The sequence below is a fragment of the Stenotrophomonas sp. TWI700 genome, assembly GCF_039673645.1.
Lineage (GTDB): Bacteria > Pseudomonadota > Gammaproteobacteria > Xanthomonadales > Xanthomonadaceae > Stenotrophomonas > Stenotrophomonas maltophilia_AA.
This window is the reverse complement of record NZ_JBDJMB010000004.1, coordinates 130,521-155,075: the sequence shown is the minus strand read 5'-3', so window position 1 is coordinate 155,075 and position 24,555 is coordinate 130,521. Positions and strand designations below refer to the sequence as shown.

The following is a 24,555-nucleotide window of genomic DNA, read 5'->3' as shown; positions in this document are numbered from 1 at the left end:
CGCCGGATCTGAACCGACAGCCCCATCGACAAGATTTCCTCCTTTCGGAGAAACACCATGAAAGACTTGCTCAACCTCTTCAACCAGCAGCGCCAGACGCTGGACTTCGACGCGATCAAGATCGCGCTGGCCTCGCCGGACCTGATCCGTTCGTGGTCCTTCGGCGAAGTGAAGAAGCCGGAAACCATCAACTACCGTACGTTCAAGCCGGAACGTGACGGCCTGTTCTGCGCCGCCATCTTCGGACCGGTCAAGGACTACGAGTGCCTGTGCGGCAAGTACAAGCGCATGAAGCACCGCGGCGTGGTCTGCGAAAAGTGCGGCACCGAAGTCACCCTGGCCAAGGTGCGCCGTGAGCGCATGGGTCACATCGACCTGGCCTCGCCGGTCGCGCACATCTGGTTCCTCAAGTCGCTGCCGTCGCGCATCGGCCTGATGCTGGACATGACCCTGCGTGACATCGAGCGCGTGCTGTACTTCGAAGCGTACGTGGTGACCGAGCCGGGCCTGACCGCCCTGGAGCGCCGCCAGCTGCTGACCGAAGAACAGTACCTGCAGGCCCGCCAGGAACACGGCGACGACTTCGATGCCGCCATGGGCGCCGAGGCCGTGTACGAGCTGCTGCGCACGATCGACCTGCAGTCGGAAATGACCCGCCTGCGCGAAGAAATCGCCAGCACCGGTTCGGAAACCAAGCTCAAGCGACTGACCAAGCGCATCAAGCTGGTCGAGGCCTTCCTCGAGTCGGGCAACCGCCCGGAGTGGATGGTCATGACCGTGCTGCCGGTGCTGCCGCCGGACCTGCGTCCGCTGGTGCCGCTGGACGGTGGCCGCTTCGCGACCTCCGATCTGAACGACCTGTACCGCCGCGTCATCAACCGCAACAACCGCCTGCGCCGCCTGCTCGAGCTGAACGCGCCGGACATCATCGTGCGCAATGAAAAGCGCATGCTGCAGGAATCGGTCGATGCGCTGCTGGACAACGGCCGTCGCGGCCGTGCCATCACCGGCACCAACAAGCGCCCGCTGAAGTCGCTGGCCGACATGATCAAGGGCAAGCAGGGTCGCTTCCGCCAGAACCTGCTGGGCAAGCGCGTCGACTACTCGGGCCGTTCGGTCATCGTGGTCGGTCCGTACCTGCGCCTGCACCAGTGCGGCCTGCCGAAGAAGATGGCGCTTGAGCTGTTCAAGCCGTTCGTCTTCGCCAAGCTGCAGCGTCGTGGCCTGGCCACCACCATCAAGGCCGCCAAGAAGCTGGTCGAGCGCGAAGAAGCCGAAGTCTGGGACATCCTGGAAGAGGTCATCCGCGAACATCCGGTGATGCTGAACCGTGCGCCGACCCTGCACCGTCTGGGCATCCAGGCGTTCGAGCCGGTCCTGATCGAAGGCAAGGCCATCCAGCTGCACCCGCTGGTCTGCACCGCGTTCAACGCCGACTTCGACGGTGACCAGATGGCCGTCCACGTGCCGCTCTCGCTGGAAGCCCAGCTGGAAGCGCGTGCGCTGATGATGTCCACCAACAACATCCTGTCGCCGGCCAACGGCGAGCCGATCATCGTGCCGTCGCAGGACGTCGTGCTGGGTCTGTACTACATGACCCGCTCGCTGGTGAACAAGAAGGGCGAGGGCATGGCCTTCGCCAACATCGCCGAAGTGAAGCGCGCCTACGACAACCGCGTGGTGGAACTGCACGCACGCGTCAAGGTCCGCATCACCGAAGTGGTGACCGACGAGGAAGGCAACAAGCAGAACAAGACCTCGATCGTGGAGACCACGATCGGCCGCGCCCTGCTGGCTGAAATCCTGCCCGAAGGCCTGCCGTTCGCGCTGGCCAACACCGAGCTGACCAAGAAGAACATCAGCCGCCTGATCAACTCCAGCTACCGTCAGCTGGGCTTGAAGGACACGGTCGTGTTCGCCGACAAGCTGATGTACACCGGCTTCGCCTACGCAACCCGCGCCGGCGTGTCGATCGGCATCGACGACATGCTGATCCCGGACGAGAAGAAGGGCATCCTCACCGAGGCGGAAGCCGAAGTGCTGGAAATCCAGGAGCAGTACCAGTCGGGCCTGGTCACCGCCGGCGAGCGCTACAACAAGGTGGTCGACATCTGGTCGCGCACCAATGAGCGCATCGCCAAGGCGATGATGGACACCATCGGTACCGAGAAGGTGGTCAATGCCGAAGGCGAGACCATCGACCAGAAGTCGATGAACTCGCTGTACATCATGGCCGACTCCGGTGCGCGTGGTTCGCAGGCGCAGATCCGTCAGCTGGCTGGTATGCGCGGCCTGATGGCGCGTCCGGATGGCTCGATCATCGAAACGCCCATCAAGGCGAACTTCCGTGAAGGCCTGAACGTGCAGGAGTACTTCAACTCCACCCACGGTGCCCGTAAGGGTCTGGCCGATACCGCGCTGAAGACGGCGAACTCGGGTTACCTGACCCGTCGTCTGGTCGACGTGGCGCAGGACGTGGTCATCACCGAAGTGGATTGCGGTACCACCGAAGGCCTGACCATGACCCCGATCGTGGAAGGCGGCGACGTCGTGGAGCCGTTGAAGGACCGCGTGCTGGGTCGTGTCGTGGCCGAGGACGTGTTCCTGCCGGGCAACGACGAAGATCCGATCGTGACCCGCAACACCCTGCTCGACGAAGCCTGGGTGGCCAAGCTGGAAGACGCGTCGGTGCAGTCGGTCAAGGTCCGTTCGACCATCAGCTGCGCCTCGCCGTTCGGCGTCTGCGCACACTGCTACGGTCGCGATCTGGCCCGTGGCCACATCGTCAACATCGGCGAAGCGGTCGGCGTCATCGCCGCGCAGTCGATCGGTGAGCCGGGTACCCAGCTGACCATGCGTACGTTCCACATCGGTGGTGCGGCGTCGCGAGCTGCTGCGGTCGACAACATCACCGTCAAGACCACCGGTTCGGTGAAGTTCAACAACCTGAAGTCGGTCGAGCACGCCAGCGGTTCGCTGGTGGCGGTCTCGCGTTCGGGCGAAATGTCGGTGCTCGATGCCCACGGCCGTGAGCGTGAGCGTTACAAGCTGCCGTACGGCGCGACCATCACGTCCAAGGACGGCGATGCGGTCAAGGCTGGCCAGACCGTGGCCAACTGGGACCCGCATAATCACCCGATCGTGTCGGAAGTGGCGGGTTTCATCCGCTTCATCGACTTCATCGACGGCGTCACCGTCATCGAGAAGACCGACGAACTGACCGGCCTGGCATCGCGTGAAATCACCGATCCGAAGCGTCGTGGTTCGCAGGCGAAGGACCTGCGCCCGATCGTGCGCATCGTGGACAAGAACGGCAACGATCTGACCATCCCGAACACGGATCTGCCGGCGCAGTACCTGCTGCCGCCGCGCTCGATCGTCAACCTGCAGGACGGCGCCGCCGTCGGCGTGGGTGACGTGGTCGCCAAGATCCCGCAGGAAGCGTCCAAGACCCGCGACATCACCGGTGGTCTGCCGCGCGTCGCCGATCTGTTCGAAGCACGCAAGCCGAAGGATCCGGCGATCCTGGCCGAGCGTTCGGGCATCATCAGCTTCGGCAAGGACACCAAGGGCAAGCAGCGCCTGATCATCAAGGACACCGATGGTTCGGAACACGAAGAGCTGATCCCGAAGTACCGTCAGGTGATCGTGTTCGAAGGCGAGCACGTGACCAAGGGCGAAACCATCGTGGACGGCGAGCCGAGCCCGCAGGACATCCTGCGTCTGCTGGGTGTCGAACCGCTGGCGGCCTACCTGGTCAAGGAAATCCAGGACGTGTACCGCCTGCAGGGCGTGAAGATCAACGACAAGCACATCGAGGTGATCACCCGCCAGATGCTGCGCAAGGTCGAGATCACCGACCAGGGCACCAGCAAGTTCCTGAATGGCGAGCAGGCCGAGCGCCAGCGCGTCATCGAGGAAAATGCCCGCCTGGCCACCCGCAACGAGCTGCCGGCCCGTTTCGACCCGGTCCTGCTGGGTATCACCAAGGCCTCGCTGGCGACCGAGTCGTTCATCTCGGCGGCGTCGTTCCAGGAAACCACCCGCGTGCTGACCGAAGCGGCCGTTCGCGGCACCTCGGACAACCTGCGCGGCCTGAAGGAAAACGTCATCGTCGGCCGTCTGATCCCGGCCGGTACCGGCCTGGCGTACCACGCCAACCGTCGTCGCAACGCCTCCGGGCTGACCGACTCGGAAATGCAGACCCTGTCCGGCAGCTCGCCGGCCGTGGCTGAAGTGGCCGCGGTGGCCGCGGTGGCCGCGGTGGCAGTCGAGCCGACCGAAGCTGAACAGGCTCCGGGCAGCGACGAGTAATACGCAGTCCCGGCTCCGGCCGGGACCGCGGCAGGGCAGGGTGCCGACTCCGGTCGGCCCCCTTCCCGGCAAATCGACGGCACCGGCCACTGGCCGGATGCCTGCCGATGAGGTAGGATGCCCGCCGGTCTTTCAAAGGACCGGCTTGACAACCTGAACGGGGGGCATGGAAAAGGCTCCCCTGTAACGGCCCGGGATCAGGGCTGGCTTGGCGCGTGCGCATTTGACTGCGTTTTCGCCGGGTTGCTACAATCGTCTGTCTCAGCAGGCCGGTCTTTCGCCTGCTCGCACATTTCCGCATTCATGGCCAGTCTTTTCATTGGCCTCTCTCAGAAGAACATACTGATGGCGACGATCAATCAGCTTGTCCGCAAGCCGCGGCAGGCAACCACTTATAAGAGTGCCTCCCCGGCGCTCGATAAGTGCCCCCAGCGCCGTGGTGTCTGCACGCGCGTGTACACCACCACTCCGAAGAAGCCGAACTCGGCGCTTCGCAAGGTTGCCAAGGTTCGCCTGACCAACCAGGAAGAAGTGATTAGCTACATCGGCGGCGAAGGCCACAACCTGCAGGAACACTCCGTGGTCCTGATCCGTGGCGGCCGCGTCAAGGATCTGCCGGGTGTGCGTTACCACACCGTGCGTGGCTCGCTGGACGCCTCCGGCGTTGCCAAGCGTCGCCAGGGCCGTTCCAAGTACGGCGCCAAGCGTCCGAAGAGCTAAGGGAAAGTACACATGTCTCGTAAAGGTAATACGCCGCAGCGCTCTGTCCTGCCGGATCCGAAGCACGGAAGTGAAACCATCGCTCGTTTCATCAATATGGTGATGCTGAGCGGCAAGAAGTCGGTCGCTGAAAAGATCGTCTACGGTGCCATGGACGTGATCGGCGAAAAGAACCCGAATTCCGTCGAGCTGGTTCAGAAGGCTCTGGAAAACGTGGCTCCGTCGGTCGAAGTCAAGTCCCGCCGTGTCGGTGGTGCGACCTACCAGGTGCCGGTCGAAGTGCGTTCGTCGCGCAAGATGGCCCTGGCCATGCGTTGGCTGATCGACTCGGCTCGCAAGCGTGGTGAGAACACCATGCCGAAGAAGCTGGCTGCCGAACTGCTGGACGCCTCGGAAAATCGTGGTGGCGCCATCAAGAAGCGCGAAGAAACCCACCGCATGGCCGAAGCCAACAAGGCATTCGCCCACTACCGCTGGTGAGTTTGACGGCCTTGCAAAACAGGCACGGCAGCACCATCTAGGTGCTGCCCCGCGGCACCTGGGGTGTCGCGCCAATCCGAAGGCCGCCGAAAGGCGGCGTTCGGCCATCCGAATTCCAAGAAATCGAGAGGCTCCCGTGGCCCGCACCACTCCCATCGAGCGTTACCGCAATTTCGGCATCATGGCCCACATCGATGCCGGCAAGACCACCACGTCCGAGCGCATCCTGTTCTACACCGGCAAGAGCCACAAGATCGGTGAAGTGCACGACGGCGCTGCCACCATGGACTGGATGGAGCAGGAGCAGGAGCGTGGCATCACGATCCAGTCCGCTGCCACCACCGCGTTCTGGAAGGGCATGGACAAGTCCCTGCCGGAGCACCGCTTCAACATCATCGACACCCCCGGACACGTCGACTTCACCATCGAAGTGGAGCGCTCGCTGCGCGTGCTCGACGGTGCCGTCTTCGTGCTGTGCGCCGTCGGTGGCGTGCAGCCGCAGTCGGAAACCGTGTGGCGCCAGGCCAACCGTTACAAGGTGCCGCGCATCGCGTTCGTCAACAAGATGGACCGCACCGGCGCGAACTTCACCAAGGTCGTTGGCCAGCTGAAGGCCAAGCTGGGTGCCGTCGCGGTGCCGATGCAGCTGCCGATCGGCGCCGAAGACAACTTCAAGGGCGTCGTCGACCTGATCAAGATGAAGGCCATCCATTGGGATGAGGCCTCGCAGGGCATGAAGTTCGAGTACCTGGAGATCCCGGCGGACATGCAGGCGGAGGCCGAAGAGGCCCGCACCTACATGATCGAAGCCGCGGCTGAAGCCAGCGAAGAGCTGATGGAAAAGTACCTGGGCGGCGAAGAGCTGACCGAGGCCGAAATCGTCGAAGCCCTGCGCGTGCGCACCCTGGCCACCGACATCGTGCCGATGTACTGCGGCTCGGCGTTCAAGAACAAGGGCGTGCAGGCCATGCTGGACGGCGTGGTGCAGCTGCTGCCGTCGCCGATCGACGTCCCTGACGTGACCGGTACCGACGTGGACGATGAAACCATCGCCCTGAGCCGCAAGTCCGATGACAAGGCGCCGTTCTCGGCCCTGGCCTTCAAGATCATCACCGACCCGTTCGTCGGCGCGCTGACCTTCTTCCGTGTCTACTCGGGCACGCTGAACGCCGGCGACCAGCTGCTGAACTCGGTGAAGGGCAAGAAGGAGCGCATCGGCCGCATCCTGCAGATGCATTCCAACGATCGCGAAGAGATCAAGGAAGTGCTGGCCGGTGACATCGCCGCGGCGGTGGGTCTGAAGGACACCACCACGGGTGACACCCTGTGCTCGCAGGACCACCCGATCATCCTGGAGCGCATGGTGTTCCCGGAGCCGGTCATCTCGATGGCCGTCGAACCGAAGACCAAGTCCGACCAGGAAAAGATGGGTCTGGCCCTCGGCCGTCTGGCCCAGGAAGATCCGTCGTTCCGCGTCAAGACCGACGAAGAATCCGGCCAGACCATCATCTCGGGCATGGGCGAGCTGCACCTGGACATCATCGTGGATCGCATGAAGCGCGAGTTCAACGTTGAAGCCAACGTCGGCAAGCCGCAGGTTGCGTACCGCGAAACCATCCAGGCCGCGGACGTCAAGTCGGACTACAAGCACGCCAAGCAGTCCGGTGGTAAGGGTCAGTACGGTCACGTCGTGATCGAGCTGTCGCCGATCACCGCCGAAGATCGTGCCGACCCGAAGATCGGGCCGCTGATCAAGGACGACTTCCTGTTCATCAACGACATCACCGGTGGCGTGATTCCGAAGGAATTCATTCCGTCGATCGAAAAGGGCCTGCGCGAAACCATCACCAGCGGTCCGCTGGCGGGCTTCCCGGTCGTGGACGTCAAGGTCAAGCTGGTGTTCGGCTCGTACCACGACGTCGACTCCTCGGAAATGGCGTTCAAGCTGGCCGCCTCGATGGCCTTCAAGCAGGGCTTCTCCAAGGCCAAGCCGGTCCTGCTGGAGCCGATCATGAAGGTCGAGATCGTGACCCCGAGCGACTATCAGGGTGACGTGATGGGCGACGTCAGCCGTCGTCGCGGCATGCTGCAGGGTTCGAGCGTGACCGGTGACGGTTCGGCTGAAATCATCAATGCGATGATTCCGCTGGGTGAAATGTTCGGCTACGCGACCTCGCTGCGTTCGCAGACCCAGGGTCGTGCAACGTTCACGATGGAATTCGACCATTACGAGCCGGCTCCGTCGAACATCGCCGAATCCGTGGTCAAGAAGTCCTGAGCATAAGCTCAGGACTCCACCTCATTCTTTTCTGATATCCAAGGTATACAACAATGGCAAAGGGTAAGTTCGAGCGCACCAAGCCGCACGTCAACGTCGGCACCATCGGTCACGTCGATCACGGCAAGACCACGCTGACCGCTGCACTGACCAAGATCGGTGCCGAGCGCTTCGGTGGCGAGTTCAAGGATTACTCCTCGATCGACGCCGCGCCGGAAGAAAAGGCACGTGGCATCACGATCTCGACCGCACACGTCGAGTACGAATCCACCGAACGTCATTACGCCCACGTCGATTGCCCGGGCCATGCTGACTACGTCAAGAACATGATCACCGGTGCTGCCCAGATGGACGGCGCGATCCTGGTCTGTTCGGCTGCTGACGGCCCGATGCCGCAGACCCGTGAGCACATCCTGCTCTCGCGTCAGGTCGGCGTGCCGTACATCGTCGTCTTCCTGAACAAGGCAGACATGGTCGATGACGCCGAGCTGCTGGAACTGGTTGAAATGGAAGTCCGCGAGCTGCTGAGCAAGTACGACTTCCCGGGCGACGACACCCCGATCATCTCGGGTTCGGCCCGCCTGGCGCTGGAAGGCGACCAGAGCGAGATCGGCGTGCCGGCCGTGATCAAGTTGGTCGAAGCTCTCGACAGCTGGATCCCGACCCCGGAACGCGACATCGACAAGCCGTTCCTGATGCCGGTGGAAGACGTGTTCTCGATCTCGGGCCGCGGCACCGTGGTGACCGGTCGTATCGAGCGCGGCGTGATCAAGGTCGGCGAAGAAATCGAAATCGTCGGTATCCGTCCGGTCCAGAAGACCACCGTCACCGGCGTGGAAATGTTCCGCAAGCTGCTCGACCAGGGTCAGGCAGGCGACAACGCCGGTCTGCTGCTGCGCGGCACCAAGCGTGACGACGTCGAGCGTGGCCAGGTCCTGGCCAAGCCGGGTTCGATCAAGCCGCACACCACCTTCGACGCCGAAGTGTACGTGCTGTCCAAGGACGAAGGCGGCCGTCACACCCCGTTCTTCAAGGGCTACCGTCCGCAGTTCTACTTCCGTACCACCGACATCACCGGCGCTTGCGAACTGCCGGAAGGTGTGGAAATGGTGATGCCGGGCGACAACGTGAAGATGGTTGTCACCCTGATCAACCCGGTCGCCATGGATGAAGGCCTGCGCTTCGCGATCCGCGAAGGCGGCCGTACCGTCGGCGCCGGCGTGGTCTCGAAGATCATCGCGTAATCTGCTAGAATCTGCGCCCCGATGTTGCCTGGGTAGGGCATCGGGGTGTAACCAAACGGGAAAAGAGGCGCAGGATGCTCCTCGTGTTCCCCAGACCAGGAAGGGTCGCGCCATTCAGGCTTTGTCAACAGTACCCCTGTTGACTGCCAACTTGTATGCGCGCTATACTTTTTGTCTGGGCAGATCGGGAGACCGGTCTGCCTCGATTTTTGAGGTCTACGGAAAGATCTTGTCGCCGCGCAGGAATGTGCGGCGTCTGCATTCAGGATATTCATGGGACAAGGCAACCCAGAGGCCTTGTCCGTCGCTCTTTTAACGAAGGAACCCACCGTCATGGCGGACCAAAAGATCCGGATTCGGCTGAAGGCGTTCGATCATCGTTTGATCGACCGTTCGGCCAGCGAGATCGTAGAAACGGCAAAGCGGACCGGCGCGCAAGTGCGTGGCCCGATCCCCCTGCCGACCAAGATCGAGCGTTACACCATTCTCGTCTCGCCGCACGTCGATAAAGACGCGCGTGACCAGTACGAGACCCGCACGCATAAGCGCGTGCTCGATATCGTTGACCCGAACGACAAGACCGTGGACGCGCTGATGAAGCTCGAACTGGCTGCCGGCGTCGACGTTCAGATCAAGCTGACCTGAGGACTACGACCATGACGAAGAAATATTCGTTGGGCTTCGTGGGCCGCAAGGCTGGCATGAGCCGCGTGTTCACCGAAGATGGCCAGGCCATCCCGGTAACCCTGATTGAAGCTACCCCGAACCGCATCGCGCAGATCAAGACCGTCGAAGCTGACGGCTACAGCGCCGTGCAGGTGACCGTCGGCGCGCGTCGCGCTGCCCTGGTCAACAAGCCGGAAGCCGGTCACTTCGCCAAGGCGAAGGTCGACGCGGGCCGTGGCCTGTGGGAATTCCGCGTTGAAGACGCGCAGCTCGGCGATTTCGCCGTTGGCGGCGAAGTCAAGGCGGACATCTTTGAAGTTGGCCAGAAGGTCGACGTCCAGGGTGTCACCAAGGGTAAGGGCTTCCAGGGCACCATCAAGCGCTACAACTTCCGTATGGGCGATGCAACCCACGGTAACTCGCTGTCGCATCGCGCGCCGGGTTCCTTGGGCCAGCGCCAGACCCCGGGTCGTGTTTTCCCGGGTAAGAAGATGTCCGGCCACATGGGTTCGGTGCAGCAGAGCACCCAGAACCTTGAAGTGGTGAAGGTCGATGTCGAACGTGGTCTGATCGCAATCCGTGGTGCCGTTCCGGGCGCAGCGGGTGGTGACGTGATCGTTCGTCCGGCTAGCAAGGCATAAGGAGAGATGACGATGGAACTCGTTATCACGGGTAGCAACAACAAGGTCTCGGTCTCCGATGCCGTGTTCGGTCGCGATTTCAGCGAAGATCTGGTTCACCAGGTCGTCGTTGCTTACCGCAACGCCGGTCGCGCCGGCACCAAGGCACAGAAGACTCGCTCTGAAGTGGCTGGTACCACCAAGAAGTCGAAGAAGCAGAAGGGCGGCGGCGCGCGTCATGGCGCACTGACGGCTCCGATCTTCGTCGGCGGTGGTGTCACCTTCGCGGCCAAGCCGCGCAGCTTCGAGCAGAAGGTCAACCGCAAGCAGTACCGTGCAGCCATGTGCGCGATCCTGTCCGAGCTGAACCGCCAGGGCCGTCTGACGATCGTGGAGTCCTTCGATGTCGAAGCGACCAACACCAAGTCGTTGATCGCCAAGCTGGCCGGCCTGGAAGTGGGCAAGCGTCCGCTGATCGTCACCGAAGATGCTTCCGAGCACCTGTACCTGTCGGCGCGCAACATTCCCTACGTGGAAGTGCGTGACGTGCAGGGCCTGGACCCGGTGTCGCTGGTCGGTGCCGACACGGTCGTCATCACCGCTGATGCGGTCAAGAAGGTCGAGGAGTGGCTGGCATGAGCAGCAACGAAAAAGTCTTCAGCGTGCTGCGCGCTCCGCGAGTCTCCGAAAAGACCGCGCGCCTGCAGGAACATTCCAACCAGTATGTCTTCGAAGTTTCGAACGAAGCCACCAAGGCCGATGTAAAGGCCGCGGTTGAGCAGCTGTTCGACGTCAAGGTCGAGTCGGTCAACGTGCTGAACGTGAAGGGCAAGAACAAGTCCTTCCGTAACCGCACCGGCCGCCGCGGCGATTGGCGCAAGGCGTACGTGCGTCTCGCCGATGGCCAGTCCATCGATGTAACGGCCAAGGCCTGAGGTCCATCCCATGCCATTGATGAAATTCAAACCCACTTCTCCCGGCCGTCGTTCGGCCGTGCGCGTGGTCACGCCCGATCTGCACAAAGGCGCGCCGCATGCTGCGCTGCTGGAGCCGCAGAGCAAGTCCGGTGGTCGTAACCACCACGGCCGCATCACCACCCGTCACGTGGGTGGTGGTCACAAGCAGCACTACCGTGTCATCGACTTCAAGCGCAACAAGGAAGGCATTCCGGCGCGCGTGGAACGCATCGAATACGATCCGAACCGCACCGCCCATATCGCCCTGCTGTGCTACGTCGACGGCGAACGCCGCTACATCATCGCACCGAAGGGCCTGAAGGCCGGTGACCAGGTGATCGCGGGTTCGGATGCGCCGATCAAGACCGGTAACACCCTGCCGCTGCGCAACATCCCGGTCGGTACCACTGTCCACGGCATCGAACTGAAGCCGGGCAAGGGTGCCCAGATCGCGCGTGCCGCCGGCGCTGCCGTGCAGCTCGTCGCTCGTGAAGGCATCTACGCCACCCTGCGCCTGCGCTCGGGTGAAATGCGTAAGGTGCCGGTCGAGTGCCGCGCCACCATCGGTGAAGTCGGCAACGACGAACACAACCTGGAAAAGCTGGGCAAGGCTGGCGCGAAGCGCTGGCGCGGTGTCCGCCCGACCGTTCGTGGTGCTGCCATGAACCCGGTTGACCATCCGCACGGCGGTGGTGAGGCGAAGGCCGGCCAGGGCAACCCGCATCCGGTCACCCCGTGGGGTGTCCCGACCAAGGGTTACAAGACGCGCCATAACAAGCGCACCCAGCAATTCATCGTCCGCGATCGTAGGGGCTAATCGACCATGGCACGTTCACTCAAGAAGGGCCCGTTTGTCGATCACCACCTCATCAAGAAGGTGGAAGCCGCTGCGGGTAGCAAGAAGCCGATCAAGACCTGGTCGCGCCGTTCGATGATCCTGCCGGAAATGGTAGGCGTCACCATCGCCGTTCATAACGGTAAGAACCACGTTCCGGTGCTCGTCAACGAGAACATGGTCGGCCACAAGCTCGGCGAATTTGCCATCACCCGGACCTTCAAGGGTCACGGTGGTGACAAGAAGTCGGGCAAGTAAGGAGAGATGACAATGGAAGCGAAAGCAATCCTGCGCTCCGCGCGCATCTCTGCGCAGAAAGCCCGCCTGGTCGCTGACCAGGTGCGCGGCCTGCCGGCCGAGCGTGCGGTCAACCTGCTGAAGTTCTCGGACAAGAAGGCTGCCCACCTGATCAAGAAGGTGGTGGAGTCGGCTATTGCAAACGCCGAGAACAACCAGGGCGCCGACGTCGACGAGCTGAAGGTACAGACCATCATGGTAGATGAAGGTCCGACCCTGAAGCGTTTCATGGCGCGGGCGAAAGGCCGCGGCACCCGCATCCTCAAGCGCACCAGCCACATCACTGTGGTTGTGGGCGCCGGCAAGTAAGCGGAAAGGAAAACACCATGGGTCATAAAGTTCATCCGATTGGTATCCGCCTCGGCATTTCCAAGGACTGGAACTCCAAGTGGTACGCCAACAAGGCCGAGTTCGCTGGTTATCTGGCAGCCGACCTGAAGGTGCGGGAAATGCTGCGCAAGAAGCTTGCGCAGGCCGGCATCAGCAAGATCCTGATCGAGCGTCCGGCAAAGACCGCTCGCGTGACGATCCACACCGCCCGTCCGGGCGTGGTGATCGGCAAGCGCGGTGAGGACATCGAGAAGCTGCGCAAGGAAGTGAGCGAAATGATGGGCGTCCCGGCGCACATCAACGTCACCGAAGTGCGTAAACCCGAGCTGGACGCACAGCTGGTTGCCGAGTCGATCGCGCAGCAGCTGGAGCGTCGCATCATGTTCCGCCGCGCGATGAAGCGTTCGGTCGGCAATGCGATGCGCCTCGGTGCCCTGGGCATCAAGGTCAACGTCGGTGGCCGCTTGAACGGCGCGGAAATCGCCCGTTCGGAGTGGTACCGCGAAGGCCGCGTGCCGCTGCATACGCTGCGTGCCGACATCGACTATGGCTTCGCTGAAGCCAAGACGACCTACGGCATCATCGGCATCAAGGTCTGGATCTACAAGGGCGAAGTCTTCGATTTCTCCCAGGTTGGCCAGGAAAAGCAGGACGATTCCCCGCGCAACGATCGTAACGATCGCGGCGACCGCGGTGACCGTCCGTCGCGCCCGGCTCGTGAAGCGAGGTAACGACAATGTTGCAACCCAAGCGAACCAAATACCGCAAGGTACACAAGGGCCGTAACGATGGTCTGAGCTGGAGCGGCAACGCTGTCAGCTTCGGCGAATACGGCCTGAAGGCAACCGCTCATGGTCAGCTGACCGCGCGTCAGATCGAAGCGGCCCGCCGCTCGATCAGCCGCTACGTCAAGCGCGGCGGCAAGATGTGGATCCGAGTGTTCCCCGACAAGCCGATCACCAAGAAGCCCATCGAAGTCCGAATGGGTTCTGGTAAGGGCAACGTGGAGTACTGGGTAGCCCAGATCCAGCCCGGCCGCATGATCTATGAAATCGAAGGCGTCGCGGAAGACGTGGCACGTGAGGCGTTCCGCCTGGCTGCCGCCAAGCTCTCCGTGACCACCACTTTCGTGACCCGGACGGTGCTCTGATGGATATCAAACAACTTCGCGAAAAGTCGGCTGACGACCTGAAGAGCCACCTGATCGACCTGCGTAAGGAGCAGTTCTCGCTCCGTATGCAGCAGGTCACTGGCCAGCTGCCGAAGACCCACGAAACCCGCCGGGTTCGCCGCGAGATTGCTCGCGTCAAGACCCTGCTCGGCAGCACCAAGTAAGGATGGCCGCGATGAGCGAAAATACTGAAAACAAAACGCTGCGTACGGTCGAAGGCCGTGTCGTCAGCAACAAGATGGACAAGACGGTCACCGTGCTGGTGGAACGCCTGGTCAAGCACGCCCTGTACGGCAAGTACATCAAGCGTTCGACCAAGCTCCATGCACACGACGCCGACAACACCTGCAACGAAGGTGATGTCGTCCGCGTGACCGAGATTGCTCCGATGTCCAAGACCAAGAACTGGCGCGTGGTGGAAGTCATCACGCGTGCGGCTCAATAAGGAGATCTGAATCATGATCCAGATGCAGAGCTACCTCGAGGTCGCGGACAATTCCGGTGCCAAGGAAGTGATGTGCATCAAGGTGCTGGGCGGCTCCAAGCGTCGCTACGCCCACATCGGTGACATCATCAAGGTCACCGTGAAGGATGCGATCCCGCGCGGCAAGGTCAAGAAGGGTGAAGTGTTCGACGCCGTCGTGGTGCGTACCCGCAAGGGTGTGCGTCGCGCCGACGGTTCGCTGATCCGTTTCGACGCCAACGCTGCGGTCCTGCTCAACAACAAGCAAGAGCCGATCGGCACCCGCATCTTCGGACCGGTGACGCGTGAACTTCGTACCGAGAAGTTCATGAAGATCGTCTCGCTCGCTCCCGAAGTGCTGTGAGCGACAGGAGATAATCATGGCTAACCGTATCAAGAAGGGCGACCAGGTCGTCGTCAACACCGGCAAGGACAAGGGCAAGCAGGGCGAAGTCGTCCGCGTCGACGGCGATCGTGTGATCGTCGCCAACGTGAACATCGTCAAGCGCCACACCAAGCCGAACCCGCAGGCAGGCGTTGCCGGCGGCGTGGTCGAGCGTGAAGCGTCGATCCATATCTCCAACGTGAATGTGCTGAACCCGGCTTCGGGCAAGGGCGAACGCGTTGGTTTCAAGGTGCTGGAGGATGGACGCAAACTGCGTGTGTTCCGCTCCAGCGGTGAGGCGCTCGACGCCTGAGGATGCGCTGATGAATACCCGTCTCGAAAAGTTTTACAAGGAAGAAGTGGTGCCGGCGCTGATGAAGCAGTTCGGCTACACCAATCCGATGCAGGTTCCGAAGCTGGTCAAGGTCACCCTGAACATGGGTGTCGGCGAAGCAGCCACGAACAAGAAGATCCTGGAAAATGCCGTCGCCGACATGGCCAAGGTCTCCGGTCAGAAGCCGATCGTGACCAAGTCCCGCGTCTCGGTGGCATCGTTCAAGATCCGCGATGGTTGGCCGATCGGCTGCAAGACCACGCTGCGTCGTGAAAAGATGTACGAGTTCATGGACCGTCTGATCAACATCTCGTTGCCGCGCGTGCGCGACTTCCGTGGTGTCTCGGGTCGTTCCTTCGACGGTCGTGGCAACTTCAACATGGGTGTGAAGGAACAGATCATCTTCCCGGAAATCGACTTCGACGCTGTCGACGCGATCCGCGGCATGGATATCGCCATCACCACCACCGCCAAGACCGATGCGGAAGCGAAGGCGCTGCTCGCAGCGTTCAAGTTCCCGTTCCGTAACTGATACGTCGAGGAATCCGAAATGGCAAAGACCTCCATGGTCAACCGCGACCTCAAGCGTGCGAAGCTGGCCGTCAAGTACGCCGGCAAGCGTGAAGAGCTGAAGAAGATCATCTCCAGCGCGACCGCGTCGTACGACGAAAAGGCCGAGGCCGTCATCAAGCTGCAGAAGCTGCCGCGCGATTCGTCGCCGAGCCGTCACCGCAACCGTTGCGAGCTCTCGGGCCGCCCGCGTGGCGTGTACAGCAAGTTCGGCCTGGGCCGCAACAAGCTGCGCGAAGCCACCATGCGTGGTGACGTGCCGGGCCTGCGCAAGGCCAGCTGGTAAGGGATTCGTCCCTTCAACTGCCCGGCGCCTTCACGGCGCAGGGCAGGGGAGAGGGGCCGGTTTGCCGGCCCTGATCCCGGATTAAGGGAGCCCGACGCAAGTCGGGCTCTTTTTGCCGTATACTCCCGCGTCTTGCTCGCCCGCAAGGCGTGAGCAGTGTGTGAAGACGGGCCCTGGCCCATTCCAGGTAGACACAAGATTTTCGCGAAAGCGGATATCGGTGCACTCAAAGGTATCGACTATGAGCATGACTGATCCCATCGCCGACCTGCTGGTACGCATCAAGAATGCGGCCGCGGTTGGCAAGCAGACGGTGAAAGCACCGTCGTCCAAGATCAAGGTGGCAATCGCAGAGGTGTTGAAGGCCGAAGGCTACATCACCGATCTGCGCGTGACCAAGATCGAGAACAACAAGGCCGAGCTTGAAATCGTCCTGAAGTATTTCGAGGGCAAGCCGGTCATCGAGACCCTGAAGCGCTTCTCGCGTTCGGGTCTGCGCCAGTACCGTGGCAAGTCCGAGCTGCCGAAGGTCCTCAACGGCCTGGGTATCTCCATCATCTCCACCTCCAAGGGCATCATGACTGATGCGCAGGCGCGCCAGTTGGGCGTCGGCGGCGAAGTCCTGTGCTTCGTGGCCTAAGGCGAGAAGGAACCAACTATGTCCCGCGTAGCCAAGAAGCCAGTCAACCTGCCCAAGGGCGTTGAACTGAACATCCAGCCGGAATCCGTCAGCGTGAAGGGCCCGAAGGGCACCCTGTCGCTTGTCAAGGTTGCTGGCGTTGAAATCACTGTCGACAACGGCGTTGCCACCCTGGCCGCCAACGATGCCTCGCTGGTCGCCCTCACCGGCACCGTGCGCGCCATCCTGGCCAACATGGTCAAGGGCGTCACCGAAGGCTTCGAGCGCAAGCTTGAGCTGGTCGGCGTCGGTTACCGTGCCGCCATGCAGGGCAAGGATCTGAACCTGTCGCTCGGGTTCTCGCATCCGGTCCTGTTCGTGGCGCCGGAAGGCATCACCATCTCGACCCCGACCCAGACCGAAGTGCTGGTCCAGGGCACCGACAAGCAGCGCGTTGGCGAAGTTGCCGCCAAGATCCGTGGCTTCCGTCCGCCGGAGCCCTACAAGGGCAAGGGTGTGAAGTACGCCGGCGAAGTCATCATTCGTAAGGAAGCCAAGAAGGCCTAATTCAGGTCCTCAGCTTTCCAAGGAAAAAGATCATGAACAAGAACATCGCTCGTCTGCGTCGTGCCAAGTCGACCCGTGCACACATCCGTGTGCTCGGCGTGCCGCGCCTGTCGGTGCTGCGCACCGGCCAGCACCTGTACGCCCAGGTCTTCACCGCCGATGGCTCCAAGGTGCTGGCTTCGGCCAACACCACCCAGGCCGACGTCAAGGAAGGCCTGAAGAACGGCAAGAACAGCGACGCCGCCACCAAGGTCGGCAAGCTGGTCGCCGAGCGCGCCAAGGCTGCGGGCATCGAGAAGGTCGCTTTCGACCGCTCGGGCTACCGCTACCACGGTCGCATCAAGGCACTGGCTGATGCAGCCCGCGAAGGCGGCCTGCAGTTCTAAGGGATAAGGAAGCGGGGCTGGTCCCCGCTTCCACCTGCCTGCCGGCGCGGGTTGCGCCGGGCGACGTCCTTCTTCTGCAGGGGCTCTCGAATCACCGCTCCATCTCACAGCTATAAGCGGCCCTGAGCCGTACATACTCAATCAATCAAGGAATCAACATGGCAGAAGAACGTCAGCAGCGGGGTCGCGATCGCGATCGCCGCGAAGAGAAAGTCGACGACGGCATGATCGAGAAGCTGGTCGCGGTTAACCGCGTCAGCAAGACCGTCAAGGGCGGTCGCCAGTTCACCTTCACCGCACTGACCGTGGTCGGTGACGGCGCAGGCAAGGTCGGTTTCGGTTACGGCAAGGCGCGCGAAGTGCCGGTCGCCATCCAGAAGTCGATGGAACAGGCTCGCAAGAACCTGGCCAATGTCGATCTGAACAACGGCACGTTGTGGCACCCGGTGAAGTCCGGCCACGGCGCAGCCCGCGTGTTCATGATGCCGGCCTCCGAAGGTACCGGTGTGATCGCCGGTGGTGCCATGCGCGCCGTCCTGGAAGCCGTTGGCGTCAAGAACGTGCTGGCCAAGGCCGTCGGTTCGCGCAACCCGATCAACCTGGTTCGCGCCACGCTGAAGGGTCTGAGCGAAATGCAGTCGCCGGCCCGCATCGCGGCCAAGCGCGGCAAGAAGGTGGAGGATCTCAACCATGGCTAATGAAACCGTCAAGACCGTCAAGGTCCGCCTGGTGGCTGGCCTGCGTGGCACCCAGTCGCGTCACCGCCTGTCGGTGCGTGCCCTGGGCCTGAACAAGCTCAACGATGTGCGTGAACTGAAGGACAGTCCGCAGGTTCGCGGCCTGATCAACAAGGTCCACTACCTCGTCAAGGTTGAGGAATAATCCAATGACCATGCATCTGAATGAATTGAGCCCGGCACCGGGCGCTCGTAAAGAGCGTACCCGCGTCGGTCGTGGTATCGGCTCCGGCCTGGGCAAGACCTGCGGCCGCGGCCACAAGGGTTCGTTCGCCCGTAAGGGTGGCGGCAAGATCAAGGCGGGCTTCGAAGGCGGCCAGACCCCCATGCAGCGTCGTCTGCCGAAGGTCGGTTTCCGTTCCAAGATCGCCAAGGACACTGCTGAAGTGCTGTCCTACCAGCTTGAGCGTCTGGAAGCTGGCGAGATCGACTTTGCCGCGCTGCGCGCTGCCAAGCTGGTCCCGAGCACCGCGAAGCGTGCCAAGATCGTCATGAAGGGTGACCTGACCAAGGCCTTCACCCTGAAGGGCGTCGCTGCAACGGCCAGTGCCAAGGCCGCGATCGAAGCTGCCGGCGGCAGCGTACAGGAGTAAGACATGGCGCAAGCTGGCATTGGTAACCTCGGCGGCGGGCTCGGCAAGTTCACGGAACTCCGCCAGCGACTGCTGTTCGTCATCGGGGCATTGATCGTCTACCGCATCGGCTGTTATGTGCCGGTGCCTGGCGTCAATCCCGATGCCATGCTTGCGCTCATGCAGGCGCAGGGCGGCGGCATCGTGGACATGTTCAACATGTTCTCGGGCGGCGCCCTGCACCGTTTCAGCATTTTCGCGCTGAACGTGATGCCGTATATCTCGGCATCCATCGTGATGCAGCTGGCGGTCCACATCTTCCCGGCATTGAAGTCGATGCAGAAGGAAGGTGAGTCGGGTCGTCGCAAGATCACCCAATATTCCCGCATCGGCGCCGTGTTCCTGGCGGTGGTGCAGGGCGGCAGCATCGCGCTGGCGCTGCAGAACCAGGTGTCCCCGGGCGGTGCCCCGGTCGTCTACGCACCGGGCATGGGCTTCGTGCTCACCGCCATCGTCGCGCTGACCGCCGGTACCATCTTCCTGATGTGGGTCGGTGAGCAGGTGACCGAGCGTGGCATCGGCAACGGTGTGTCGCTGATCATCTTCGCCGGCATCGTCGCCGGCCTGCCGGGCGCGGTCATCCACACCGTGGAAGCCTACCGCGACGGCAACATGAGCTTCATCGCCCTGCTGCTGATCGTGCTGGTGGTGCTGGCCTTCACCTACTTCGTGGTGTTCGTCGAGCGCGGCCAACGCCGCATCACGGTGAACTACGCACGTCGCCAGGGTGGCCGCAACGCGTACATGAACCAGACCTCGTTCCTGCCGCTGAAGCTGAACATGGCGGGCGTGATCCCGGCCATCTTCGCCTCGAGCATCCTGGCATTCCCGACGACGCTGGCCATGTGGTCCGGCCAGGCCAGTTCGGCCACGTGGCTGCAGAAGGTCGCCAATGCCCTCGGGCCGGGCGAGCCGCTGCACATGATCGTGTTCGCCGCGCTGATCAGTGGTTTCGCGTTCTTCTACACCGCGCTGGTGTTCAACTCGCAGGAAACCGCCGACAACCTGAAGAAGTCGGGCGCGCTGATTCCGGGCATCCGTCCGGGCAAAGCCACCGCCGACTACGTGGATGCCGTGCTGACCCGCCTGACCGCGGCCGGCTCGCTGTACCTGGTGATCGTCTGCCTGCTGCCGGAAATCCTGCGCACCCAGCTCGGCGCCTCGTTCTACTTCGGCGGCACCTCGCTGCTGATCGTGGTGGTGGTGGTGATGGACTTCATTGCCCAGATCCAGGCGCACCTGATGTCGCACCAGTATGAGAGCCTGTTGAAGAAGGCCAACCTGAAGGGCGGCAACCGCGGCGGTTTTGCCCGCGGCTGATTGACCTGTTACACTAGTCTTCTTGTTGCGAAGGCCCTCCGGTTCCCGGACTGGCCTTCCAAATCGAAGGGCGGCCCCCGCAGCGGTTTCGGGTGGGGGTGTGATGTGGTGGTCCTGCGCGGGAGTAGCGCAGGCGACGGCGAGGGCAACCTCTGCAGTCAACGACATCCGGCGCCGGAGCATGGGCACACTCCCCACGCCGGGTCCATGGAACCGCCAGGTTCCACGGGCTTCAAAGTAAACCGAGACCTTGATAGAATCGCACGTTCATTTTTTGATCCATCCTGCCGGATTGGCGCGCCCTTGGTGCGCTGTCGGCCATCACTCAGCTGGAGAACCGCGTCATGGCGCGTATTGCAGGCGTCAACCTGCCAGCCCAGAAGCACGTCTGGGTCGGGTTGCAAAGCATTTACGGCATCGGCCGTACCCGTTCGAAGAAGGTCTGCGACGCCGCAGGCGTGACCTCGACCACCAAGATCCGCGATCTGTCGGAGCCGGAAATCGAGCGTCTGCGTCTCGAAATCGGCAAGTACATCGTGGAAGGCGATCTGCGCCGTGAAATCGGTATCGCGATCAAGCGCCTGATGGATCTGGGCTGCTACCGCGGTCTGCGTCACCGTCGCGGTCTGCCGCTTCGTGGCCAGCGCACCCGTACCAACGCCCGCACCCGCAAGGGCCCGCGCAAGGCGATCAGGAAGTAAGGGACCTAAGAAATGGCTAAGCCCGTCGCTAAGACCAAGAAGAAGATCAAGCGCGTCGTCACTGACGGCGTCGCCCACGTCCACGCTTCTTTCAACAACACCATCGTGACCATCACCGACCGTCAGGGCAACGCTCTGTCGTGGGCGACCTCCGGTGGCGCTGGCTTCCGCGGTTCGCGTAAGTCCACCCCGTTCGCTGCCCAGGTGGCTGCCGAGAAGGCCGGCCGCGCCGCGCTCGACTACGGCGTCAAGTCCCTGGAAGTCCGCATCAAGGGCCCGGGTCCGGGTCGTGAGTCGGCCGTGCGCTCGCTGAACAACGTGGGCTACAAGATCACCAACATCATCGACGTGACGCCAATCCCGCACAACGGGTGCCGTCCGCCGAAGAAGCGTCGCGTCTAAAGGAGCGATAAGAAATGGCTCGTTATATCGGTCCTACCTGTAAGCTCGCCCGCCGCGAAGGCGCCGACCTTTCCCTCAAGAGCCCGGCGCGCGCGCTGGACTCCAAGTGCAAGCTGGAGCAGAAGCCCGGCCAGCACGGCGCCACTGCCCGTAAGGGCAAGCTGTCCGACTACGCTACCCAGCTGCGTGAAAAGCAGAAGGTCAAGCGTATCTACGGTCTGCTGGAGCGTCAGTTCCGCAACTACTACAAGAAGGCCTCGACCAAGAAGGGCAACACCGGCGAGAACCTGCTGCAGTTGCTGGAAACCCGTCTTGACAACGTCGTTTACCGCATGGGCTTCGCAGTGACCCGTCCGGCTGCCCGTCAGCTGGTCTCGCACCGCGGTGTCACCGTGAACGGCAAGTCGGTCAACCTGGCTTCGTACCAGGTCAAGGCTGGCGACGCCGTCGCTCTGTCCGAGAAGGCTGCCAAGCAGCTGCGCGTCCAGGAAGCCCTGACCGTGTCTGCCACGCATGACCTGCGTCCGTCGTGGGTTGAAGTGGATTCCGGCAAGTTCGCCGGCATCTTCAAGGCCGTGCCGGATCGTTCGGACCTGCCTGCGGATATCAACGAAGCGCTGATCGTCGAGTTGTATTCGAAGTAATTCACATTGGAGAACCTCCGGGTCACACCGGAGGTTCGCAGGAGAACCCGCAACATGACGGTTACCGCCAACCAGGTTCTGCGTCCTCGCGGTCCGCAGATCGAACGCCTTACCGATACCCGCGCCAAGGTCGTGATCGAACCCTTGGAGCGTGGTTACGGGCATACGCTGGGCAACGCCCTGCGTCGCGTGCTGCTGTCGTCCATCCCGGGCTTCGCCATCACCGAAGTGGAAATCGATGGCGTACTGCACGAGTACACCACGCTTGAAGGCTTGCAGGAGGACGTGCTGGAAGTCCTGCTCAACCTGAAGGATGTGGCCATCCGCATGCATACCGGTGACAACGCTACGCTGTCGCTGTCCAAGCAGGGTCCGGGTGTCGTGACCGCTGCCGATATCAAGATCGACCATAACACCGAGATCCTCAATCCGGATCATGTGATCTGCCATCTCACCAAGGATGTGGCGATCAACATGCGTCTGAAGGTCGAGCGCGGTTTCGGCTATCAGCCGGCTGCTGCCCGTCGTCGTCCGGATGAAGAAACCCGTGCCATCGGCCGTCTGGTTCTGGACGCCTCGTTCTCGCCGGTCCGTCGCGTCGCCTATTCGGTGGAAGCGGCCCGCGTTGAACAGCGTACCGATCTGGACAAGCTGGTGCTGGACATCGAAACCAACGCCACGATCGATGCCGAGGAAGCCGTGCGCACTGCCGCCGACATCCTCAGCGATCAGCTGTCGGTCTTCGGTGACTTCACCCACCGCGACCGCGGTGCAGCCAAGCCGGCCAACAACGGCGTGGATCCGGTGCTGCTGCGCCCGATCGACGACCTGGAACTGACCGTGCGTTCGGCCAACTGCCTCAAGGCAGAGAGCATCTATTACATCGGCGATCTGATCCAGAAGACCGAAGTGGAGCTGCTCAAGACCCCGAACCTCGGCAAGAAGTCGCTGACCGAGATCAAGGAAGTCCTCGCACAGCGCGGTCTTTCGCTCGGCATGAAGCTGGAGAACTGGCCGCCGGCCGGTGTCGCCCAGCACGGCATGCTCGGCTGATCCAGCGCTACGCAAGATGCTTGACCCCGCACCTTCGGGTGCGGGGGCTTCACCCGCAACACCCCGCACCGACAGGTCGATAGCCTGCGGTGACGGCCAGCCAGGACGGCTGGCACCGGACCATCCGCAGTCCAAGCAGCAACGCCAGGATGGCGACAGCGATACCCAACCGATCCAACATTCACTTCAGGAATCACCGTCATGCGTCATATGAAGTCCGGTCGTAAGTTCAACCGTACCAGCGCCCATCGCGAAGCGATGTTCAAGAACATGGCTGCGTCGCTGTTCAAGCACGAGCTGATCAAGACCACCCTGCCGAAGGCCAAGGAACTGCGCCGCGTTGCCGAGCCGCTGATCACCCTGGCCAAGGTTGATTCGGTTGCCAACCGTCGTCTGGCGTTCGCTCGCCTGCGCGACAACGAAGCCGTCGGCAATCTGTTCACCACCCTGGGCCCGCGTTACGCGACCCGTCCGGGCGGTTACCTGCGTCTGCTGAAGTGCGGTTTCCGCGCTGGCGACAATGCGCCGATGGCTTACGTGGAGCTGGTCGATCGTCCGGCTGCCGTGGCTGAAGCCGTCGAAGAGTAATCTTCGAGCTACACCCGTAATTCGGTGAAGAACCCGGCCTTGTGCCGGGTTTTTCCGTTTCTGGGGGTTGGATCATTGCAACGGCAACGGCAACGGCAACGGCAACGGCAACGGCAACGGCAACGGCAACGGCTGGAGCATGGCGCTGCGGGTGAGGGTGGGGCGTCGGCGCGGGTGGGGGAGAAGCGGAGCATGTGGCGGTCGCGGTGCGTGGGTAGTGCCGGCCGCTGGCCGGCTCCGCAGTACCGTCGCTACGTTCGGGTGGTTCCGCTTGGTGTACGGAACACGCTGTCCGGTCGGCTGCGCCGATGGTCGGCAGGTGCGCATGGACGTGGGCGGTCACGGCCCTGTTAATCTTGGGGCCTGGACTTTCACGAGTGTTGGCAATGAATCCATTGCGTTGGAGTTTCCGCGCCCAGTTCCTGCTGGGGTTCCTGGTCTGCGCGGCGCTGTTGGGGTATGCGATCTTCCTGCAGTTGAAGATGGGGCTGGAGCCGTGTCCGTTGTGTATTTTCCAGCGGATTGCGTTCGCGGCGCTGGGGCTGCTGTTCCTGATCGGGGCGCTGCATGGTCCGCGCGATCCGGCTGGGCGGAAGACGTATGGGGTGCTCGCCTTCATCGCGGCGGCGGTCGGGATCGGCATTGCCGGCCGGCATGTGTATGTGCAGCTGCTGCCGCAGGACATGGGCTCGAGCTGTGGGCCGCCGTTGAGTTTCCTCAGTGAGACGATGGGGCCCTTCGAGGTGTTCCGGACGGTGCTGACCGGTACCGGCAACTGCGGCAATATCGATTGGCAGTTCCTGGGCCTGACGATGCCGATGTGGAGCCTGGTGTGGTTCGCGGCGTTGGCGGTGTGGGCGCTGGTGACGGCGTTCCGTGCACGTCGGCGTCACTGAGGACGGTCAGGTCCGCCAGCCGACCTGGCCCGCGTGCGCGGCCAGATCGGGTGCGGCGATC

At 62.4% G+C, this 24,555-nt stretch carries 33 protein-coding genes; all 33 read left to right on the top strand.

The genetic code is table 11. The annotated features are described in order from the left end of the window. Positions 1-57 precede the first annotated feature (57 nt). The 33 genes from rpoC (at position 58) to ABE473_RS05300 (ending at position 24,494) form a co-directional block, all read left to right on the top strand. Positions 58-4,314 (top strand): DNA-directed RNA polymerase subunit beta', encoded by a 4,257-nt coding sequence (rpoC, locus tag ABE473_RS05460; RefSeq protein WP_346488753.1) that lies wholly within the window; start codon positions 58-60, stop codon positions 4,312-4,314. A 345-nt stretch (positions 4,315-4,659) separates the two neighbouring features. Next, positions 4,660-5,034 carry a 30S ribosomal protein S12 gene (gene rpsL, locus ABE473_RS05455; protein WP_017356008.1) on the top strand — a complete coding sequence of 125 codons (375 nt, stop codon included), beginning with the start codon at positions 4,660-4,662 and terminating at the stop codon, positions 5,032-5,034. A gap of 12 nt (positions 5,035-5,046) precedes the next feature. Then, positions 5,047-5,514 (top strand): 30S ribosomal protein S7, encoded by a 468-nt coding sequence (rpsG, locus tag ABE473_RS05450; RefSeq protein ID WP_019186122.1) that lies wholly within the window; start codon positions 5,047-5,049, stop codon positions 5,512-5,514. A 136-nt stretch (positions 5,515-5,650) separates the two neighbouring features. Continuing rightward, positions 5,651-7,792, top strand: coding sequence for an elongation factor G (gene fusA / locus ABE473_RS05445; RefSeq protein WP_176990873.1), 2,142 nt, complete (start codon positions 5,651-5,653; stop codon positions 7,790-7,792). Between the two features lie 53 nt (positions 7,793-7,845). Further along, complete coding sequence (gene tuf / locus ABE473_RS05440) at positions 7,846-9,036, top strand: elongation factor Tu (RefSeq protein ID WP_152153932.1); 1,191 nt, start codon at positions 7,846-7,848, stop codon at positions 9,034-9,036. 333 nt (positions 9,037-9,369) lie between these two features. Further along, positions 9,370-9,681 carry a 30S ribosomal protein S10 gene (rpsJ, locus tag ABE473_RS05435; RefSeq protein ID WP_010341589.1) on the top strand — a complete coding sequence of 104 codons (312 nt, stop codon included), beginning with the start codon at positions 9,370-9,372 and terminating at the stop codon, positions 9,679-9,681. A gap of 11 nt (positions 9,682-9,692) precedes the next feature. After that, complete coding sequence (gene rplC / locus ABE473_RS05430) at positions 9,693-10,343, top strand: 50S ribosomal protein L3 (RefSeq protein ID WP_019186145.1); 651 nt, start codon at positions 9,693-9,695, stop codon at positions 10,341-10,343. Positions 10,344-10,355: 12 nt separating this feature from the next. Continuing rightward, positions 10,356-10,961 (top strand): 50S ribosomal protein L4, encoded by a 606-nt coding sequence (gene rplD / locus ABE473_RS05425; RefSeq protein ID WP_128095571.1) that lies wholly within the window; start codon positions 10,356-10,358, stop codon positions 10,959-10,961. After that, on the top strand, positions 10,958-11,257 hold the full coding sequence (gene rplW, locus ABE473_RS05420; protein ID WP_019186147.1) for a 50S ribosomal protein L23: 300 nt from the start codon (positions 10,958-10,960) through the stop codon (positions 11,255-11,257). The genes rplD and rplW overlap by 4 nt, the downstream gene beginning before the upstream one ends. Before the next feature lie 10 nt (positions 11,258-11,267). Further along, positions 11,268-12,095 (top strand): 50S ribosomal protein L2, encoded by an 828-nt coding sequence (gene rplB, locus ABE473_RS05415; RefSeq protein WP_017355408.1) that lies wholly within the window; start codon positions 11,268-11,270, stop codon positions 12,093-12,095. Positions 12,096-12,101: 6 nt separating this feature from the next. Continuing rightward, positions 12,102-12,371, top strand: a complete 270-nt coding sequence (rpsS, locus tag ABE473_RS05410) for a 30S ribosomal protein S19 (RefSeq protein ID WP_019186148.1) — start codon at positions 12,102-12,104, stop codon at positions 12,369-12,371. Positions 12,372-12,383: 12 nt separating this feature from the next. Further along, the gene (gene rplV, locus ABE473_RS05405) at positions 12,384-12,719 is read left to right on the top strand and encodes a 50S ribosomal protein L22 (protein WP_017355410.1); all 336 of its coding nucleotides are present in this window, start codon (positions 12,384-12,386) and stop codon (positions 12,717-12,719) included. Positions 12,720-12,736: 17 nt separating this feature from the next. Beyond that, on the top strand, positions 12,737-13,471 hold the full coding sequence (gene rpsC, locus ABE473_RS05400) for a 30S ribosomal protein S3 (protein ID WP_121042874.1): 735 nt from the start codon (positions 12,737-12,739) through the stop codon (positions 13,469-13,471). A 5-nt stretch (positions 13,472-13,476) separates the two neighbouring features. Next, complete coding sequence (gene rplP / locus ABE473_RS05395; RefSeq protein ID WP_019186150.1) at positions 13,477-13,890, top strand: 50S ribosomal protein L16; 414 nt, start codon at positions 13,477-13,479, stop codon at positions 13,888-13,890. Then, complete coding sequence (gene rpmC / locus ABE473_RS05390; protein ID WP_019186151.1) at positions 13,890-14,075, top strand: 50S ribosomal protein L29; 186 nt, start codon at positions 13,890-13,892, stop codon at positions 14,073-14,075. The genes rplP and rpmC overlap by 1 nt, the downstream gene beginning before the upstream one ends. Before the next feature lie 11 nt (positions 14,076-14,086). Continuing rightward, positions 14,087-14,356, top strand: coding sequence for a 30S ribosomal protein S17 (gene rpsQ / locus ABE473_RS05385; protein ID WP_176990875.1), 270 nt, complete (start codon positions 14,087-14,089; stop codon positions 14,354-14,356). 13 nt (positions 14,357-14,369) lie between these two features. After that, entirely contained in the window at positions 14,370-14,738 is a 369-nt protein-coding gene (gene rplN, locus ABE473_RS05380; RefSeq protein ID WP_038690286.1) for a 50S ribosomal protein L14, read from the top strand. Positions 14,739-14,754: 16 nt separating this feature from the next. Further along, a complete protein-coding gene (gene rplX, locus ABE473_RS05375) occupies positions 14,755-15,072 on the top strand; it encodes a 50S ribosomal protein L24 (RefSeq protein ID WP_017355416.1) in 318 nt (105 codons plus the stop codon). Positions 15,073-15,082: 10 nt separating this feature from the next. Continuing rightward, entirely contained in the window at positions 15,083-15,625 is a 543-nt protein-coding gene (gene rplE, locus ABE473_RS05370; protein WP_176990876.1) for a 50S ribosomal protein L5, read from the top strand. 18 nt (positions 15,626-15,643) lie between these two features. Then, positions 15,644-15,949, top strand: coding sequence for a 30S ribosomal protein S14 (gene rpsN, locus ABE473_RS05365; RefSeq protein WP_121042878.1), 306 nt, complete (start codon positions 15,644-15,646; stop codon positions 15,947-15,949). A 241-nt stretch (positions 15,950-16,190) separates the two neighbouring features. Then, the gene (gene rpsH, locus ABE473_RS05360; RefSeq protein ID WP_019186156.1) at positions 16,191-16,589 is read left to right on the top strand and encodes a 30S ribosomal protein S8; all 399 of its coding nucleotides are present in this window, start codon (positions 16,191-16,193) and stop codon (positions 16,587-16,589) included. 18 nt (positions 16,590-16,607) lie between these two features. Then, positions 16,608-17,135, top strand: a complete 528-nt coding sequence (gene rplF / locus ABE473_RS05355; protein ID WP_176990877.1) for a 50S ribosomal protein L6 — start codon at positions 16,608-16,610, stop codon at positions 17,133-17,135. A 32-nt stretch (positions 17,136-17,167) separates the two neighbouring features. After that, the gene (gene rplR / locus ABE473_RS05350; protein WP_121042882.1) at positions 17,168-17,521 is read left to right on the top strand and encodes a 50S ribosomal protein L18; all 354 of its coding nucleotides are present in this window, start codon (positions 17,168-17,170) and stop codon (positions 17,519-17,521) included. A 158-nt stretch (positions 17,522-17,679) separates the two neighbouring features. Beyond that, positions 17,680-18,219: a 30S ribosomal protein S5 gene (gene rpsE, locus ABE473_RS05345; RefSeq protein ID WP_121042884.1), complete on the top strand. Its 540-nt coding sequence runs from the start codon at positions 17,680-17,682 to the stop codon at positions 18,217-18,219. Then, the gene (gene rpmD / locus ABE473_RS05340) at positions 18,212-18,403 is read left to right on the top strand and encodes a 50S ribosomal protein L30 (RefSeq protein WP_019186160.1); all 192 of its coding nucleotides are present in this window, start codon (positions 18,212-18,214) and stop codon (positions 18,401-18,403) included. Before rpsE ends, rpmD begins: the two co-directional genes overlap by 8 nt. Before the next feature lie 4 nt (positions 18,404-18,407). Next, positions 18,408-18,851 (top strand): 50S ribosomal protein L15, encoded by a 444-nt coding sequence (gene rplO / locus ABE473_RS05335; protein ID WP_019186161.1) that lies wholly within the window; start codon positions 18,408-18,410, stop codon positions 18,849-18,851. A gap of 3 nt (positions 18,852-18,854) precedes the next feature. Then, positions 18,855-20,210 (top strand): preprotein translocase subunit SecY, encoded by a 1,356-nt coding sequence (secY, locus tag ABE473_RS05330; RefSeq protein ID WP_176990879.1) that lies wholly within the window; start codon positions 18,855-18,857, stop codon positions 20,208-20,210. Between the two features lie 344 nt (positions 20,211-20,554). Next, the gene (rpsM, locus tag ABE473_RS05325; protein ID WP_346488752.1) at positions 20,555-20,911 is read left to right on the top strand and encodes a 30S ribosomal protein S13; all 357 of its coding nucleotides are present in this window, start codon (positions 20,555-20,557) and stop codon (positions 20,909-20,911) included. 12 nt (positions 20,912-20,923) lie between these two features. Then, complete coding sequence (rpsK, locus tag ABE473_RS05320; protein ID WP_017355427.1) at positions 20,924-21,313, top strand: 30S ribosomal protein S11; 390 nt, start codon at positions 20,924-20,926, stop codon at positions 21,311-21,313. 14 nt (positions 21,314-21,327) lie between these two features. Next, positions 21,328-21,957, top strand: a complete 630-nt coding sequence (rpsD, locus tag ABE473_RS05315) for a 30S ribosomal protein S4 (RefSeq protein ID WP_019186164.1) — start codon at positions 21,328-21,330, stop codon at positions 21,955-21,957. Between the two features lie 54 nt (positions 21,958-22,011). Beyond that, on the top strand, positions 22,012-23,010 hold the full coding sequence (rpoA, locus tag ABE473_RS05310; protein ID WP_176990880.1) for a DNA-directed RNA polymerase subunit alpha: 999 nt from the start codon (positions 22,012-22,014) through the stop codon (positions 23,008-23,010). 201 nt (positions 23,011-23,211) lie between these two features. Then, positions 23,212-23,598 (top strand): 50S ribosomal protein L17, encoded by a 387-nt coding sequence (rplQ, locus tag ABE473_RS05305; protein WP_123728453.1) that lies wholly within the window; start codon positions 23,212-23,214, stop codon positions 23,596-23,598. Between the two features lie 386 nt (positions 23,599-23,984). Next, positions 23,985-24,494, top strand: a complete 510-nt coding sequence (locus ABE473_RS05300) for a disulfide bond formation protein B (protein WP_070426690.1) — start codon at positions 23,985-23,987, stop codon at positions 24,492-24,494. Positions 24,495-24,555: the final 61 nt, after the last annotated feature.

What these genes read in the sequence shown, in the direction of transcription:
- rpoC (WP_346488753.1), top strand. Translation starts at nt 58, where the DNA reads ATGAAAGACTTGCTCAACCTCTTCAACCAGCAGCGCCAGACGCTGGAC.
- rpsL (WP_017356008.1), top strand. Translation starts at nt 4,660, where the DNA reads ATGGCGACGATCAATCAGCTTGTCCGCAAGCCGCGGCAGGCAACCACT.
- rpsG (WP_019186122.1), top strand. Translation starts at nt 5,047, where the DNA reads ATGTCTCGTAAAGGTAATACGCCGCAGCGCTCTGTCCTGCCGGATCCG.
- tuf (WP_152153932.1), top strand. Translation starts at nt 7,846, where the DNA reads ATGGCAAAGGGTAAGTTCGAGCGCACCAAGCCGCACGTCAACGTCGGC.
- rpsJ (WP_010341589.1), top strand. Translation starts at nt 9,370, where the DNA reads ATGGCGGACCAAAAGATCCGGATTCGGCTGAAGGCGTTCGATCATCGT.
- rplC (WP_019186145.1), top strand. Translation starts at nt 9,693, where the DNA reads ATGACGAAGAAATATTCGTTGGGCTTCGTGGGCCGCAAGGCTGGCATG.
- rplD (WP_128095571.1), top strand. Translation starts at nt 10,356, where the DNA reads ATGGAACTCGTTATCACGGGTAGCAACAACAAGGTCTCGGTCTCCGAT.
- rplW (WP_019186147.1), top strand. Translation starts at nt 10,958, where the DNA reads ATGAGCAGCAACGAAAAAGTCTTCAGCGTGCTGCGCGCTCCGCGAGTC.
- rplB (WP_017355408.1), top strand. Translation starts at nt 11,268, where the DNA reads ATGCCATTGATGAAATTCAAACCCACTTCTCCCGGCCGTCGTTCGGCC.
- rpsS (WP_019186148.1), top strand. Translation starts at nt 12,102, where the DNA reads ATGGCACGTTCACTCAAGAAGGGCCCGTTTGTCGATCACCACCTCATC.
- rplV (WP_017355410.1), top strand. Translation starts at nt 12,384, where the DNA reads ATGGAAGCGAAAGCAATCCTGCGCTCCGCGCGCATCTCTGCGCAGAAA.
- rpsC (WP_121042874.1), top strand. Translation starts at nt 12,737, where the DNA reads ATGGGTCATAAAGTTCATCCGATTGGTATCCGCCTCGGCATTTCCAAG.
- rplP (WP_019186150.1), top strand. Translation starts at nt 13,477, where the DNA reads ATGTTGCAACCCAAGCGAACCAAATACCGCAAGGTACACAAGGGCCGT.
- rpmC (WP_019186151.1), top strand. Translation starts at nt 13,890, where the DNA reads ATGGATATCAAACAACTTCGCGAAAAGTCGGCTGACGACCTGAAGAGC.
- rpsQ (WP_176990875.1), top strand. Translation starts at nt 14,087, where the DNA reads ATGAGCGAAAATACTGAAAACAAAACGCTGCGTACGGTCGAAGGCCGT.
- rplN (WP_038690286.1), top strand. Translation starts at nt 14,370, where the DNA reads ATGATCCAGATGCAGAGCTACCTCGAGGTCGCGGACAATTCCGGTGCC.
- rplX (WP_017355416.1), top strand. Translation starts at nt 14,755, where the DNA reads ATGGCTAACCGTATCAAGAAGGGCGACCAGGTCGTCGTCAACACCGGC.
- rplE (WP_176990876.1), top strand. Translation starts at nt 15,083, where the DNA reads ATGAATACCCGTCTCGAAAAGTTTTACAAGGAAGAAGTGGTGCCGGCG.
- rpsN (WP_121042878.1), top strand. Translation starts at nt 15,644, where the DNA reads ATGGCAAAGACCTCCATGGTCAACCGCGACCTCAAGCGTGCGAAGCTG.
- rpsH (WP_019186156.1), top strand. Translation starts at nt 16,191, where the DNA reads ATGAGCATGACTGATCCCATCGCCGACCTGCTGGTACGCATCAAGAAT.
- rplF (WP_176990877.1), top strand. Translation starts at nt 16,608, where the DNA reads ATGTCCCGCGTAGCCAAGAAGCCAGTCAACCTGCCCAAGGGCGTTGAA.
- rplR (WP_121042882.1), top strand. Translation starts at nt 17,168, where the DNA reads ATGAACAAGAACATCGCTCGTCTGCGTCGTGCCAAGTCGACCCGTGCA.
- rpsE (WP_121042884.1), top strand. Translation starts at nt 17,680, where the DNA reads ATGGCAGAAGAACGTCAGCAGCGGGGTCGCGATCGCGATCGCCGCGAA.
- rpmD (WP_019186160.1), top strand. Translation starts at nt 18,212, where the DNA reads ATGGCTAATGAAACCGTCAAGACCGTCAAGGTCCGCCTGGTGGCTGGC.
- rplO (WP_019186161.1), top strand. Translation starts at nt 18,408, where the DNA reads ATGACCATGCATCTGAATGAATTGAGCCCGGCACCGGGCGCTCGTAAA.
- secY (WP_176990879.1), top strand. Translation starts at nt 18,855, where the DNA reads ATGGCGCAAGCTGGCATTGGTAACCTCGGCGGCGGGCTCGGCAAGTTC.
- rpsM (WP_346488752.1), top strand. Translation starts at nt 20,555, where the DNA reads ATGGCGCGTATTGCAGGCGTCAACCTGCCAGCCCAGAAGCACGTCTGG.
- rpsK (WP_017355427.1), top strand. Translation starts at nt 20,924, where the DNA reads ATGGCTAAGCCCGTCGCTAAGACCAAGAAGAAGATCAAGCGCGTCGTC.
- rpsD (WP_019186164.1), top strand. Translation starts at nt 21,328, where the DNA reads ATGGCTCGTTATATCGGTCCTACCTGTAAGCTCGCCCGCCGCGAAGGC.
- rpoA (WP_176990880.1), top strand. Translation starts at nt 22,012, where the DNA reads ATGACGGTTACCGCCAACCAGGTTCTGCGTCCTCGCGGTCCGCAGATC.
- rplQ (WP_123728453.1), top strand. Translation starts at nt 23,212, where the DNA reads ATGCGTCATATGAAGTCCGGTCGTAAGTTCAACCGTACCAGCGCCCAT.
- ABE473_RS05300 (WP_070426690.1), top strand. Translation starts at nt 23,985, where the DNA reads ATGAATCCATTGCGTTGGAGTTTCCGCGCCCAGTTCCTGCTGGGGTTC.